Origin of the sequence: Mesorhizobium quangtriensis, assembly GCF_040081925.1 — a bacterium.
Classification (GTDB): Bacteria; Pseudomonadota; Alphaproteobacteria; order Rhizobiales; family Rhizobiaceae; genus Mesorhizobium_K; species Mesorhizobium_K quangtriensis.
Genome location: NZ_JBEBMF010000004.1, coordinates 295,096 through 309,824 on the forward strand (window position 1 = coordinate 295,096; position 14,729 = coordinate 309,824).

The 14,729-nt window shown below is 63.7% G+C and carries 13 protein-coding genes; 9 read left to right on the plus strand and 4 right to left on the minus strand.

Going from position 1 to position 14,729, the window contains the following annotated elements; translation table 11 throughout:
* Window positions 1-25: 25 nt before the first annotated feature.
* The 3 genes from ABMA32_RS20985 to ABMA32_RS20995 are packed head-to-tail and all read left to right on the plus strand — an operon-like array spanning window position 26 to window position 2,395.
* Window positions 26-1,042, plus strand: coding sequence for a CobW family GTP-binding protein (locus ABMA32_RS20985; RefSeq protein ID WP_349015747.1), 1,017 nt, complete (start codon window positions 26-28; stop codon window positions 1,040-1,042).
* 8 nt (window positions 1,043-1,050) lie between these two features.
* Entirely contained in the window at window positions 1,051-1,446 is a 396-nt protein-coding gene (gene imm45 / locus ABMA32_RS20990) for an Imm45 family immunity protein (protein ID WP_349015748.1), read from the plus strand.
* A complete protein-coding gene (locus tag ABMA32_RS20995) occupies window positions 1,424-2,395 on the plus strand; it encodes a WD40 repeat domain-containing protein (protein WP_349015749.1) in 972 nt (323 codons plus the stop codon). The genes imm45 and ABMA32_RS20995 overlap by 23 nt, the downstream gene beginning before the upstream one ends.
* 15 nt (window positions 2,396-2,410) lie before the next feature.
* On the opposite strand, the gene ABMA32_RS21000 is transcribed toward ABMA32_RS20995, so the two are convergent.
* Entirely contained in the window at window positions 2,411-2,875 is a 465-nt protein-coding gene (locus tag ABMA32_RS21000) for a hypothetical protein (protein ID WP_349015750.1), read from the minus strand.
* A gap of 164 nt (window positions 2,876-3,039) precedes the next feature.
* On the opposite strand from ABMA32_RS21000, the gene ABMA32_RS21005 reads away from it, so the two are divergent.
* From ABMA32_RS21005 to ABMA32_RS21030, 6 genes are all read left to right on the plus strand, one after another.
* Window positions 3,040-4,662, plus strand: coding sequence for an ABC-F family ATP-binding cassette domain-containing protein (locus ABMA32_RS21005; protein WP_349015751.1), 1,623 nt, complete (start codon window positions 3,040-3,042; stop codon window positions 4,660-4,662).
* Between the two features lie 72 nt (window positions 4,663-4,734).
* Window positions 4,735-6,117: an aspartate aminotransferase family protein gene (locus ABMA32_RS21010; protein ID WP_349015752.1), complete on the plus strand. Its 1,383-nt coding sequence runs from the start codon at window positions 4,735-4,737 to the stop codon at window positions 6,115-6,117.
* Between the two features lie 31 nt (window positions 6,118-6,148).
* The gene (locus ABMA32_RS21015; protein WP_349015753.1) at window positions 6,149-7,537 is read left to right on the plus strand and encodes a glutamine synthetase family protein; all 1,389 of its coding nucleotides are present in this window, start codon (window positions 6,149-6,151) and stop codon (window positions 7,535-7,537) included.
* Window positions 7,538-7,596: 59 nt separating this feature from the next.
* Window positions 7,597-8,832: a putative DNA modification/repair radical SAM protein gene (locus ABMA32_RS21020; RefSeq protein ID WP_349015754.1), complete on the plus strand. Its 1,236-nt coding sequence runs from the start codon at window positions 7,597-7,599 to the stop codon at window positions 8,830-8,832.
* 2 nt (window positions 8,833-8,834) lie between these two features.
* Window positions 8,835-10,301 (plus strand): UdgX family uracil-DNA binding protein, encoded by a 1,467-nt coding sequence (locus ABMA32_RS21025; RefSeq protein ID WP_349015755.1) that lies wholly within the window; start codon window positions 8,835-8,837, stop codon window positions 10,299-10,301.
* A 115-nt stretch (window positions 10,302-10,416) separates the two neighbouring features.
* Entirely contained in the window at window positions 10,417-10,800 is a 384-nt protein-coding gene (locus ABMA32_RS21030; RefSeq protein WP_349015756.1) for a NirD/YgiW/YdeI family stress tolerance protein, read from the plus strand.
* A gap of 56 nt (window positions 10,801-10,856) precedes the next feature.
* Here ABMA32_RS21030 and ABMA32_RS21035 read toward each other — a convergent pair whose 3' ends face one another.
* From ABMA32_RS21035 to ABMA32_RS21045, 3 genes are read right to left on the minus strand one after another with little or no spacing between them, the layout of a single operon-like run.
* Entirely contained in the window at window positions 10,857-12,134 is a 1,278-nt protein-coding gene (locus tag ABMA32_RS21035; protein WP_349015757.1) for a glycerate kinase type-2 family protein, read from the minus strand.
* Window positions 12,135-12,175: 41 nt separating this feature from the next.
* The gene (gene guaD, locus ABMA32_RS21040) at window positions 12,176-13,486 is read right to left on the minus strand and encodes a guanine deaminase (protein ID WP_349015758.1); all 1,311 of its coding nucleotides are present in this window, start codon (window positions 13,484-13,486) and stop codon (window positions 12,176-12,178) included.
* Between the two features lies 1 nt (window position 13,487).
* On the minus strand, window positions 13,488-14,705 hold the full coding sequence (locus ABMA32_RS21045; RefSeq protein WP_349015759.1) for a urate hydroxylase PuuD: 1,218 nt from the start codon (window positions 14,703-14,705) through the stop codon (window positions 13,488-13,490).
* Between the last annotated feature and the right edge of the window lie 24 nt (window positions 14,706-14,729).

Here is a 14,729-nt window from a genome sequence, read left to right on the forward strand (position 1 = left end):
AGCGTCTGATCGAGCGAGGCATGCCATGAGCGAAGCGCAAACCACCATCCCATCCCAGATTCCGGTGACCGTCCTGACCGGCTATCTCGGTTCTGGCAAGACGACCCTTCTCAATCGCATCCTCTCGGAAAACCACGGCCGGCGCTATGCGGTCATTGTCAATGAGTTCGGCGAAATCGGTATCGACAACGACCTGATCGTGGAATCCGACGAGGAAATCTACGAGATGAACAACGGCTGCGTCTGCTGCACGGTGCGCGGCGATTTGATACGCGTTGTCGAGGGCCTGATGCGCCGTCCCGGCCGCTTCGACGCCATCGTGGTCGAGACCACTGGCCTTGCCGATCCTGCCCCCGTCGCCCAAACCTTCTTCATGGACGACGACGTGCGCTCCAAGACCAAGCTTGACGCTGTCGTTGCGCTGGTCGACGCCAAGCACCTGCCGCTGCGCCTCAAGGACTCCAAGGAGGCCGAGGACCAGATCGCCTTTGCCGACGTCGTCGTGCTGAACAAGACCGATCTGGTGACGCCGGAGGAACTGGCAAAGGTCGAAGCGACGGTGCGCGCCATCAACCCGTCCGCCCGCATCCACCGCACCCAGCGTTCAGGCGTCGACCTGAAGGAAGTGCTGGATCGCGGCGCGTTCGACCTGAAGCGCGCGGTCGACAACGATCCGCACTTCCTCGATGCCGACGACCATCACGATCACCACGGGCATGACCATGATCACGCCTCGCCCATCCATGACGTCGGCGTGAAGTCCGTCTCGCTGCGAGGCGGCGAGATGGACCCGAAGAAGTTTTTTCCCTGGATCGAGAAGATCACCCAGATGGAAGGCCCCAACATCCTTCGTCTAAAGGGCATCATCGCGCTCAAGGACGATCCGGATCGTTACGTGCTGCAGGGCGTTCACATGATCATCGAGGGCGATCACCAGCGTCCCTGGAAAGCCGACGAGAAGCACGAAAGTCGGCTTGTCTTCATCGGACGCGATCTCGATGAAGCAAGGCTGAGGACCAGCTTCGAGGCCTGCCAGACTTAGCCTGCCGCATGCCGCGCCTGCTGACCGAACTGCCGCACGAAAGCCTGTGGGCTGGCGACATCATCCGCCTCGTCCACAACTACGACCTGGGGCCAGAGTCCGGGCCCGTCGATCTCATGATCTACGATCCGCGCGACAGCGACGTCGGAATGGGCCTCATGGTCGTTTCCGGCTACAAATCGGGCCTGACGCTCTCGGTCTTCCCCAAGGCAAGTTGCGGGAAAGGCAAGCGCAGCCTTGAAACATCGTGGCTGCTCAGCCATTGGAACGACTGGTTCTGCTACACCTACGTGACCGATGAGCTCGGGAAGCCCGCCCCCGTTCCCGTCGAGGGTACACAGGTCATTCAGTGGGACGAACGCGAGATCGTGATCAAAGACAATGCCGACAGTCGCCCCGCTTGATCTTGAAGGCCATTGCATCGCCGCCGTCTTTCTCGGCGGCGTGCCGCATTTCGCGATGGCCGATGGCTCGGTCCATCGACTCGACAACGGCCACAAGACGCTTCAGGTCCATGACGGGCTGCTCGCGGCGACGCTCGACCAGACGAAATCGCGGCTAGTGACAGGCGGCGAGGACGGCAAGGTCTGCTCCACGGCCGGCGACGTGAGCGAGACGCTCGCCGAAGCCGGACGCAAATGGATCGGCGCGGTCGCCTCCGGGCCGCAGGGTGCCATCGCCTACGCAACCGGCCGCTCCGCCTTTGTCCGCTTTGCCGACGGCAAGACCAGGGAGTTCCAGCACCCGCGCACCGTCGAGGGTCTGGCCTTCTCGCCGAAGGGCATGCGCTTTGGCGTTGCCCGCTACAACGGCGTCACCCTGCATTTCCCGGCCGCCGACGGCAAGCCAACGGAGCTTGAGTGGGCCGGCGCGCACACCGCCATCACCTTCTCGCCCGACGGCAATTTCGTCGTCACCGCCATGCAGGAGAACGCCCTGCACGGCTGGAAGCTTGCCGACGGCAAGCACATGCGCATGACCGGCTACCCCAACAAGGTGAAGAGCCTGTCCTGGAGCGCGAAGGGAAAATGGCTGGCGAGTTCTGGTGCGTCAGCGGCGATCGTCTGGCCGTTTCAGGCCAAGGACGGCCCCATGGGCAAGGCGCCGCTCGAACTCGGCACGCGTGGCAACGCGCTCGTCACCTGCGTCGCCTGTCATCCCAGCCAGGAGGTCGCGGCGATCGGCTACAATGACGGCATGGTCATGGCCGTGCGTTTCGCCGACGCCAAGGAAGTTCTGCTGCGCCGTCCCGGCAAGGGGCCGGTCACGTCGATGATGTGGGACGACGAGGAGCGCCGCATAGCCTTCGGTACCGAGACCGGCGACTGCGGCGTCATCGATATCACCGGCTGACAGACAGGCTTTCGCCTACTCCACGAAGCAAGAAACCTTGCCCTCGTAGCTGGATGTTACGGCTTCGACGGTGTTCTCGTCTAACGTATCGTATGTGCTCAACTGATATCGGCCAGCATATAGGCCTTCGTCGTCATCTCCCGTACGCGCCTTGGTCAGGATCTCGAGTTCGACATATCCGTGCGGCTTGTCGCCCACCCGCTCGCGATAAAGCCGCAGCCTCAATTCTTCTCCGTCCAGCCAGTATTGCGCGACGTTGTCCAGCTCGAATTTCGTGTTCGTAAGATCGGGTGCGATTTTCGGGTCCTTGATCGTCACCGTTCCGTCGAAGCTGAAGATCGCCGCGCCCATGCCTCGCGAGACCCCGGCGCCGACATCGAACGTAACCACCTCGTCCTTCGCCTCGCAATTGATGCCGCCGGACGCCAGCGCTTCCGCGCCACACATCAACAGGACCGCGACAGCAACAAGAAGACGCATTTAATTCCCCCTCACATCCGGGCGGCATTCACGCTCAAAAGCCCGATGGGGTCAACCGGCCCGGTAAACTGGCCCGATCAAGCCGTGCGGCTGTTTGTGGGCTTTCGCGGACGAGGCTCATCGCGTATGGGCGCGGGCAACACACTCCCGAACCTGCAGAAACCATGATTCGTCTCGAAAACATCAGCAAGCAGAACGGCAAGCAGATCGTCTTCATAGAAGCGTCTGCCGCCATCCAGAAGGGCGAGAAGGTCGGCCTCGTCGGTCCCAACGGCGCCGGCAAGACGACGCTGTTCCGCATGGTCACCGGACAGGAGCAGCCCGACGAAGGGCAGGTATCGACCGACCGGGGCATCACCATCGGCTATTTCAGCCAGGATGTCGGCGAGATGGCCGGCCGCAGCGTGGTCGCGGAGGTCATGGAAGGAGCTGGCCCCGTAAGCGCAGTGGCAAATGAGATGCGCGACCTCGAAGCGGCGATGGCAGATCCCGACCGCGCCGACGAGATGGACGCGATCATCGAGCGCTACGGCGAACTCCAGGCGCAGTTCGAGGATCTCGACGGCTACGCGCTCGACGGCCGCTCACGCGAAGTGCTCGCCGGTCTCGGCTTCAGCCAGGAAATGATGGACGGCCCCGTCGATGCGCTCTCCGGCGGCTGGAAGATGCGCGTCGCGCTCGCCCGCATCCTCCTCATGCGCCCCGACGCCATGTTGCTCGACGAGCCGAGCAACCATCTCGATCTCGAAAGCCTTATCTGGCTGGAGGAATTCCTGAAAGGATACGATGGCGCGCTGTTGATGACCTCGCACGATCGCGAGTTCATGAACCGCATCGTCACCAAGATCGTCGAGATCGACGGCGGTTCGCTGACGAGCTATTCCGGCGACTACGAATTCTACGTGCAGCAGCGCGCGATTGCCGAAAAGCAGATGCAGGCGCAGTTCGAGCGCCAGCAGGCTATGCTTGCCAAGGAGATCGCCTTCATCGAGCGCTTCAAGGCGCGTGCCTCGCATGCCGCGCAGGTGCAGAGCCGGGTCAAGAAGCTCGACAAGATCGAGAAAGTCGAGCCGCCCAAGCGCCGCCAGACCGTCAAGTTCGAATTCCAGCCCGCGCCGCGTTCTGGCGAGGACATTGTGACGCTCAAGAACGTGCATAAGCGCTACGGTAGCCGCACCATCTATGACGGCCTCGACTTCCAGGTCCGCCGTCGCGAGCGCTGGTGCATCATGGGCGTCAATGGCGCCGGAAAGTCGACGCTGCTGAAACTCGCCACCGGCGCGGTCGAGCCCGACCAAGGCACGGTCGCGCGCGGCCCGAGCGTCAAGATGGCCTATTTCGCCCAGCACGCCATGGAAGTGCTGGATGGCGAGCGCACAGTCTTCCAGTCGCTGGAAGATGCTTTCCCGCAAGCGGGCCAAGCGCCCCTGCGGGCGCTCGCTGGCTGCTTCGGCTTTTCAGGCGACGAGATCGACAAGAAATGTCGTGTGCTGTCCGGCGGTGAGAAGGCGCGGCTCGTCATGGCCATGATGCTGTTCGACCCGCCCAATTTCCTCGTCCTCGATGAGCCGACCAACCATCTCGACATGGCGACGAAGGAAATGCTGATCGCCGCGCTGGAGCAGTACGAAGGCACCATGCTTTTCGTCTCGCACGACCGCCACTTCCTCGCCGCGCTCTCCAACCGCGTGTTGGAACTCACCGACGACGGCATCCACGCCTATGGCGGCGGCTACACGGAATATGTTGAGCGCTCCGGCCACGAAGCGCCCGGACTGCGCAGTTAGTCGCCCGGTAGCTTCAGGCTCATTGCCTGTCTGCTTTTAGCCCGCTAGGAAATCTCCGACGGGAGGATGGCGATGGCAAAGGCGGGAAGTGAGCGGCAGGCACAGGGCGGCATTGGTCTCGCCCGTATCCGAAAGCTGCGCGCGGCCGAAGCCGAAATCTTCCGTGCCGCGCGCCCAAAATCCGAAGCGTCTTACGGCAAGGGCATCGCTGGCTTCTTCGGCGGCGTTCCCATGCACTGGATGAACGACTGGCCGACGCCGTTCCCGATCATCGTCGACCGCGCGCGCGGCGCAACCATCCTCGACATCGACGGCATCAGGCTCGACGATTTCTGTCTCGGCGACACCGGCTCCATGTTCGGCCATTCGCCGCTGCCGGTCGCCCGCGCCATCCGCAGGCAGGCAGATCGCGGCCTCACCTACATGCTGCCCGACGAAGACACGCTCGTCCTCGGCAGGCTGCTGTCCGAACGTTTCGGCCTGCCCGAATGGCAGATCGCTACCACAGCTACCGATGCCAACCGTTTTGCGCTGCGCGTCGCGCGCGCCGTCACCGGCCGACCGAAAATCCTCGTCTTCAACGGCTGCTACCATGGCTCCGTCGACGAGACGATGGTGCGGCTGGTGAATGGCAGGCCGGTCAACCGGCCCGGCCTCTCCGGCGAGTTCCGTGATCTCACGAAGGCGACGAAAGTCATCGAGTTCAACGATATTGCGGCGCTCGAAAAGGCGTTGGCGAACAAGGACGTCGCCTGCGTCATCACCGAGCCCGTCCTCACCAATTCCTGCATGGTGCTGCCCGACCCCGGCTTCCACGACGCCCTGCGCCGCATTACTAAGCAGACCGGAACGCTGCTGCTGATCGACGAGACGCACACCATCTCGACCGGCCCCGGCGGCTACACGAAGCGCTTTGGCCTGAAGCCCGATCTCTTCGTGCTCGGGAAGCCCGTAGCCGGCGGCGTCCCTGCATCGGTCTGGGGCATGAGCGCCGAAGTCGCGCGCCGCTACCGCGCCTACGAGCGCGCCAAGGAGCCGGGCTATTCCGGCATGGGCACGACGCTCTCGGCCAACCCGCTCCAGTTCGCCGCCATGCGCGCCACGCTGGAAGAGGTGATGACCGAAGAGAACTACGCCCGCATGGAGACGCTGGCCGAGCGCCTCGCAACCGGCCTCTCCGCCGCGATCGCCGACAACGCCTTGCCGTGGCACGTCGCCCGCGTTGGCGCGCGCGTGGAATTCATCTGCGCCCCAGGCCCGCTCCGCAATGGAGCCGAGGCGGAGAATGCCCACGCGCCCGCACTAGAGGCTGCCATTCATGTCACGCTGGTCAATCGCGGCGTGCTGATCGCGCCGTTCCACAACATGATGCTGATCTCGCCCGCCACCACGGCGCGTCAGGTCGACCGCCTCGTCCGCGCCTTCGGCGAGGTTGCCGCGCAACTCGCGGCATGACAGAGAAACGCATGCGCTACAGGATCTCCCGATGACATCCCCCTCAGGCTCGACACCCGAAGAGGCCAAGGCGTTTCTCGACGCCCATCCCGAAATCGAGGCGTTCGACATCGTGCTCACCGACGCCAACGGCGTCGGGCGCGGCAAGATCATCCGCCGCCACGAACTGCTCGGCCTCTACGAGAACGGCCGCCATCTTCCGATCTCGATCCTCGGTCTCGACATCACCGGCGAGGATGTCCACGAAACCGGTCTTATCTGGGATTCCGGCGACGGCGATCTGCGCGCATGGCCGATCCCCGGCACGCTGAAGCCTCTGCATGGCACGCTGCCGGCGCGCGGGCAGGTGCTGATGTCGATGTATCTCCTCGACGGCGCACCCATGACCTCGGACCCGCGCCATGCGCTCGCGCGTCAGGTCGATGCTTTCGCCGCGAAAGGCCTGTTCCCGGCCGGAGCCTTTGAGCTCGAATTCTTCCTGCTCGCCAACGATCGCGACGCGGAAGGCCACGTCCAGCCCGCCACTGCGGTGCTCGACGGACGCAAGAGCGGCAAGACCGAAGTCTATTCGGTCGACCACCTGCACGGCATGGAGCCGCTCTTCTCCGACATCTACGCCGCCGCGAAGGCGCAGGGCATTCCCGCCGAGACCGTCATCTCCGAATATGCTCCCGGCCAGTACGAGCTGACGATGAACTACCGCAAGAACATCCTGCAGGCCGCAGACGACTTGCTCATGTTGAAGCGCCTCGTCCGCGCACAGGCCCGCCGCCACGGCGTCACCGCCTGCTTCATGGCCAAGCCCATCGAGAAATATGCCGGCTCCGGCATGCATCTCCATGTCTCGATGCAGGACGCGAACGGCAAGAACGTCTTCGCCGAGGAACGCGAAGGCACGTGGTCGCCTGCCCTGCTGCATGCCCTCGGCGGGCTCTCGGCCACGATGGCCGAGTCCATGCTCGTCTTCGCGCCGCACGCGAATTCCTGGCGGCGCTTCGTGTCGCAGTCCTATGCGCCCGTCGCCCCGACATGGGGCGTCAACAACCGCTCGGTCGCGCTGCGCGTTCCGGCCGGCAGCGTCGCCGCGCGCCGTATCGAGCACCGCCCTTCCGGCGTCGACGCCAATCCCTATCTGGTAGCCGCGACCGTTCTCGCAGGCATCGCGAAAGGGCTCGACGAAAAGCTCGATCCTGGCCCGGAAGTCTCCGGTAACGGCTACGAGGTAGCGCAGGACACGCCATCTACCATGCCGTTCGACTGGCGCTCGGCCATCGAGGCGGCGAAAGCTTCGGCTTTCCTGAAGCAGGCGCTGGGCGAGGACATGCACCGCACCTTCACCGCCATCAAGCAGGCGGAATATCTGCGCGTCGCCCGCACCGTCAGCGAACTCGACTACCACCTCTACCTGCACGAGGTCTGACCGCCGGTCGTTTAACAAATGATATAGCGTATCTTACGACAAGAACATATCATGAACAAATGGCAGTCCTCCACACCCGCGAAAAGCTGGCGATCCTCTCAGACGCCGCCAAGTACGACGCTTCTTGCGCCTCTTCCGGTGCGGAAAAGCGCGATTCGCGCAAATCCGGCGGCATCGGCTCGACCGAAGGCATGGGCATCTGCCACTCCTACGCGCCGGACGGCCGCTGCATCTCGCTGCTGAAAATCCTGCTCACCAATTTCTGCATCTACGATTGCAGCTATTGCATCAACCGCTCTTCCTCCAACGTCCGCCGCGCCCGCTTCACGATCGACGAGGTCGTGCAACTCACCGTGTCGTTCTACAAACGCAATTATATCGAGGGCTTGTTCCTGTCGTCCGGCGTCATTCGCTCCCCCGACGAGACGATGACGGAACTGGTGGAGGTCGCGCGCCGCCTGCGCGAGGAGGAAAACTTCGCCGGCTATATCCACCTGAAGACAATACCGGAATGCTCGCAGGATTTGCTCGACCAGGCCGGCCGCTATGCCGACCGCCTGTCGATCAACATCGAGTTGCCGACCGACGAGGGCGTGAAGAAACTGGCGCCGGAGAAGAAGCCGGAAACCATCCGCCTCTCGATGGCCGCACTCCGCTCCCGGATCGAGGAAAAGTCCGAGCCAACGCTGAAGACGAAGAAACGCCAGCGTTTCGCCACCGGCGGCCAGTCCACACAGATGATCATCGGCGCGGACGCCACGCCCGACGCCGGCATCCTGCAGACCAGCGCGCGGCTCTACGGCAGCTATCGCCTGCGCCGCGTCTATTACTCCGCCTTCAGCCCCATCCCGGACTCTTCTTCATCGCTGCCGCTGAAGAAGCCGCCGTTGATGCGCGAACATCGGCTCTACCAAGCCGATTGGCTGATGCGCTTCTACGGCTTCGCTCAGGGCGAGATCCTCGACGGTCGTCCCGACGGCATGCTCGATCTCGAGATCGATCCCAAGCTCGCCTGGGCGCTTCGGCACCGCGCCATGTTCCCCATCGACGTGAACAAGGCAGACAAGGAGGCGCTGCTGCGCGTACCCGGTCTCGGCGCAAAGGTCGTCGGTCGCATCCTCCAGACCCGCCGCCACCGCCGCCTTCGGCTGGAAGACCTCGGACGCCTCTGCCAGTCCATCGCCAAGGTCCGCCCCTTCATCGTCGCCGAAGGCTGGTCGCCCGGCGGCCTCACCGATCAGCCCGCGCTGCGTGAAAAGATCGTCTCGTCCTGCGAGCAGCTTTCGCTGTTCTGACCATGCATCGTGCCCTCCTCGACCTCTCCACCCACACCATCCGCCTCGCAGACGAGACCGACTTCGCAGGTTGGCGCGACGCCGCCCGGCGTCTGGCGCTGGCAGGTGTGCAGCCAGAGGAAGTCGCGTGGATCGTTGGTTCAGGCGGCGCTGGAGAACATGGCCCGCCCCAACCTCCTGTAGGAAAGTCACTCACTGTCCCCCGCGAATTCGTCGACCGCGCCGAGACGATCATCTGCCACTCCGATCCCGAGCGCTTCTCCCTGCTCTATCGCATGCTCTGGCGCATGCGCGACGAACCATCGCTCCTGAAGATCGCATCAGACCCTGAGGTCCGCTGCTCCGAGGCGATGGAGAAATCCGTCCGCCGCGACATCCACAAGATGCGCGCCTTTGTCCGTTTCAGGAAGATCAGCGAAGGCGAGGACGAACGCTACATCGCCTGGTTCGAGCCGGACCATTTCATCGTCGAGCGCAACGCGCCCTTTTTCGTGCGCCGGTTTGCCGGCATGCGCTGGTCGATCCTGACGCCCTGCCTCTGCGCGCACTGGGACACCGGCGAACTGACTTTCGCACCCGGCGCGGAGAAGCGCGATGCACCTGCCGACGATGCCGCCGAGGAGCTGTGGCTGACCTACTACGAAAACATCTTCAACCCGGCGCGTCTCAAGACAAACGCGATGCAGAAGGAGATGCCGAAGAAATACTGGCGGAACCTTCCGGAGGCTCCGCTCATTCCGGCTCTGGTAGCCGGCGCGGAGACGGCCTCCAGAGAGATGATCGCAAAGATGCCAACAGCCCCTGCCCCCCACCACGCGAAGCTTCAGGCCAGGCACTGGCCGGCCAGCGCGTCGATTCAGGGAGACGATGGCGCGGACGCCGCCTCCATTGTCGAACTGCGCGAGGCCGCGAAATCCTGCCGCCGCTGCCCGCTGTGGCGCGACGCCACGCAAACCGTCTTCGGGGAAGGTCCGGACAATCCGCGGGTCGTCTTCGTTGGCGAGCAGCCAGGCGATCAGGAGGATATTGCGGGGAAGCCTTTCGTCGGCCCGGCGGGCAAGGTGTTCGATGCGGTGCTGGACGAGGCGCAGATCGACCGGCGCAAGACCTACGTCACCAATGCCGTAAAACACTTCAAGTTCGAGCCCCGCGGCAAGCGCCGCATCCATTCGAAGCCCAATGCCGGCGAGATCCAGGCCTGCCGCTGGTGGCTCGATAAGGAATTGGCCCTGACCAAGCCGGACCTTATCGTCGCGCTTGGCGCGACAGCCGCGCAGGCCCTGCTCGGCGAGGCCATTCCCATCACCAGGATGCGCGGACAGGTGGTGACGCGCGACGACGGCCTGCGGGTTTTTCTGACCATCCATCCCTCCTTCATCCTGCGCATCCGCGAACAGGGCGAAAAGGACGCCGAGCGCACGCGTTTCCTTCAGGATATGCTTGCGGTGAAGGAATTTCTTGCTAACTGACCCCACGTCAGCGCTCAGGCCAACAGGACCGCCATTGACTCAGGTGGGCTTACTTCGCCTTTATTGTCTTGCCGGAGCAGTTAAGCTTCGAGCCCGACAATAGAGGGATTATCACGTGAACACGTTGCAGAATTTCTCGCGCCGTTCAGCCGCGAAAATGTTCCTGGGCATCTCTGTAGCATTGGTGATGGCGACGTCCGCCAGCGCCCAGTTCACCGGCGACAGCGTCGGAAGTTCCCGGGTTGCGAAGACCGTGGAACAGGCCAAGTCGGGCCGTATCGGCCGCGATGTTTCGCTTACCGGTCATATCGTCAAGCATCTTCACCGCGACCACTATCTCTTCCGCGACAACACCGGCGAAATCCGGGTGGAGATCGAGCCGATACTGTGGCGCGGTCGGAGGGTCAACCCGGACATGACGGTTCGGCTGCGTGGCGACGTCGACCGCGATTTCCGGGGCCGCTACATCTCGGTCGAGCGCATGCAAATCCTAAAATAGATTAACATCCTCATAGGGGGCAGCAATGCCGCCTGTCAGGACATCAGCGAGGCCGCTCAGTCGTGACGCGCGTCGACAAGGATCGCCCGCAAATCGTTGACGTTCGTTCCGGTCGGCCCGGGTACGAAGAGGTCGCCGACGGCATTGAAGGCCGACCAGGCGTCATTTCGCGCCAGCATCGCCTTCGCATCCACGCCCGCCGCGCGCATCCGTCGAACGCTTGTCCCGTCAGCAAACGCCCCGGCATTGTTTTCCGAACCGTCGATGCCATCGGTATCCGCCGCGAGCGCATGGATGCCCTCAACCCCGTCGATGCCGATCGCGAACGCCAGCAGGAACTCGCTGTTGCGCCCGCCCTTGCCGCCTTTCGTGCGCAGCGTCACCGTTGTCTCGCCGCCGGACAAGATCAAGACAGGTTTGCGGAACGGCCGGTCCTTCGTCGCGACCTCGCGCGCGATCGCCGAATGCACCGAGCCGACATCGCGCGCCTCGCCTTCGAGGGCGTCAGACAGGATCATGGCCTCGACGCCCTGCCGTTTAGCCTCCGCCGCCGCAGCCTCCAGCGAAACAGCGGCCGACGCGATCACATGAACCTCATTACCCGCCAGCCCGTCGTCGCCGACCGCGGGCGCATCTGCCGCCGATGAACTCAAATGCGCCATCACTGCGTCCGGCAGCTTCATCCCGTACGCTTTGATGAAATCCAGTGCCTCAGTGCGGCTGCCAGGGCCGGGGATAGTCGGCCCGGAGGCCACCAGCGCCGGGTCGTCGCCGGGAATATCCGAGACCACCAGCGAAACGACCTTTGCCGGCGATGCCGCCGCCGCCAGCCGCCCGCCCTTGATCGTCGAGACGTGCTTGCGGATCGTATTCATCGCCGAGATCGGCGCGCCCGACGCAAGCAGCGCCTCGTTGACGGCGATCTCGTCGGCCAGCGTCAGTCCCGATGCTGGCGAAGGCAGCAGGGCCGATCCGCCGCCGGAGATCAGTGCCACGACCAGATCGTCCTCCGTCAGGCCCGACACCATGTCCAGCAGCCGCTTCGCCGCGACCAACCCCGCCTCGTCCGGTACTGGATGCGCTGCCTCGATGACCTCCAGGCGGTCGCAGGGCGCACCATAGCCGTAGCGCGTGACGATCAGCCCTTCCAGCGGCCCGTCCCATGCCTTCTCGAAGGCCGCCGCCATCTGCGCGGAGCCCTTGCCCGCGCCGATGACGATCGTGCGGCCCTTCGGTTTCGCTGGAAGATGGTTCCGGATCGTCCGCCCGGGATCGGCGGCAGCGACCGCAGCCTCGAAGATCGAGGTCAGGAAGGTTTTCGGGTCGAGGCTCATGCCAGCGTTGTACGTGGCCGGCGCGCGCGGTCAAGCACACGTCAAACGAGCGCGCTCTTCGCCTGCTTTCCGGCAACATAGACCTCGACCACCGACCGGTCGTCGCCCAGCGTCTGCAGCACGAATAGCTCTTGCGCCAGCGTCTTCACCGTTTCCATTCGCAGCCGCATCCCCGGCGTGGCGCCCGCGTCGAGCACCACGACATCGGCGTCCGTCCCCTCCTCCAGCGTCCCCGCCTTGTCGACGATCATCAGCGATTCGGCATTGCCGCGCGTGATCTGCCAGAACGAGGCGAAGGGGTTCAGCTTCTCGCCATTCAGCGCGATCACTTTGTAGGCTTCGTCCATCGTGCGCAGCATCGAATAGTTGGTGCCGCCGCCGACATCGGTGGCGGATGCGATCAGCAACGGCTTCGCGCGCTTGCGATAACGCTGGTAGTCGAACAGGCCGGAGCCAAGAAACAGGTTTGAGGTCGGACAGAACACCGCGACCGATCCGCTCTCGGACAGCGCGTCGGCCTCGCGCTGCGACAGATGGATGCAGTGCCCAAGCAGCATGCGCTCGCGCAGCAGCCCGTAATGTTCGTAGACGTCCGTATAGTCACGCGACCACGGGTAGAGCTCCTGCGTGAACGCGATCTCGGCATGGTTTTCCGAAAGATGCGTCTGGATATGCATGTCGGGAAATTCGCGGGCCAATGCCCCGGCCATCTCCATCTGCTCGGGCGTCGAGGTAATCGCGAAACGCGGCGTGATCGCGTAGAGCTGCCGGCCCCTGCCATGCCACTCCTCGATCAGCGCCTTAGTATCGTCATAGCTGCTCTCAGGCGTGTCGCGCAGCGCCTCCGGGGCGTTGCGGTCCATCATCACTTTGCCGGCAATGTTCAGCATGTTGCGCGCATGCGATTCCGCGAAGAAGGCTTCCGCCGACTGCTTGTGCACCGAGCAATAGGCCGCGACTGTCGTGGTGCCCTGCCTGATCATTTCGTCGAGGAATAGCCGGGCGATACGCCTGCCATGCTGCGCGTCGCGGAACTTCGTCTCCTCCGGAAATGTATATGTGTTCAACCAGTCCAGCAGTTCCGTCCCGTAGGAAGCGATGACCTGCATCTGCGGAAAATGCACATGCGCGTCGATGAAGCCCGGCAGGATCAGATGCGGCCGGTGATCGATGCGCGTCGCGTCGGTATCAGCTTCCGCCGCCACCTCGGCGTAAGGGCCCGCAGCGACGATCCGCCCACCTTCGAACAGCAGCCCGCCATCTTTCTCGTAGCGGTAGGCGGCGTGGTCGTTCGTATCGTCCGGCCAGCGCACGAAGCTTAGTGTGCGGCCACGGAGAAGCGTCTGTGTCATGCTACCGCCGCGCCTCTTCGAACCATGCGACCAGCAGCGCGCGTTCCTGTGGGCTGATCTGCGTCACGTTGCCGGGCGGCATGGCGTGGCTGCGGCCCGCCTGCAGGTAGATTTCGCGCGCATGCTCGCCGATCTCGGCGTCCGTTTCCAGCTTCACGCCCTTCGGCGCGAAATGGATGCCCTCGAAGGAGGGCTCGCCCGCGTGGCACATGGCGCAGCGCCCAAGGACCGTATCGCGCACCGCCGGGAAATGCGCCGAGACGACGAAGGTCTCGGCCACGGCGGAAGCTCGCGGCTCGCCCGTCACCACCTTCGGCACCGTCGAAAGCCAGATGATGATGATGAACAGGATCGTCGTCACCAGCCATGTCCAGTAGGGTTTCCCCTTCCGGGCATGCATCGTGTTGAAGAAGTGCCGGATCAGAACGCCGATCAGGAATACCAGCGAGGCGATGACCCAGTTGAACTCCGTCGCGAACGCCAGCGGATAGTGGTTCGACAGCATCAGGAACAGCACGGGCAGCGTCAGGTAGTTGTTGTGCGTCGAGCGCGTCTTGGCGATCTTGCCGTATTTCGGATCGGGCTTCCTGCCCGCGATCAGGTCGGCGACCACGATCTTCTGGTTCGGTATGATGATCAGGAAGACATTCGCCGACATGATCGTCGCGGTCACCGCGCCGAGATGCAGGAACGCGGCGCGCCCGCTGAAGATATGCGTGAAACCCCACGCCAGGAACACGAGGATGGCGTATAGCACCAGCATCAGCAGGGTGTCGTTATTGCCCAGCGGCGATTTGCACAGCGTGTCGTAGAGCAGCCATCCCAGCACCAGCGAGGCAATCGACAGGCCGATCGCCGTCAGCGGCGCGATGTCGAGCACGTTGGGGTCGATCAGGAAGAGGTCGGCGCCAGCGTAATAGACGATGGCGAGCATCGCGAAGCCCGACATCCACGTGGCGTAGGATTCCCATTTGAACCAGGTCAGGTGCTCCGGCATCTCGGCCGGCGCCACCAGATATTTCTGGATGTGGTAGAAACCGCCGCCATGCACCTGCCACTCCTCGCCATGCGCGCCCGCCGGCAGCCCCGGACGTTGCCGCAGCCCGAGGTCGAGCGCGACGAAATAGAACGACGAACCGATCCAGGCGATGGCGGTGATGACGTGCAGCCAGCGCACGGCGAAGCTCAGCCAGTCCCAGGCGATGACGAAATCGAGCATTCAGACCCCTCTGTTCTTTTGAAG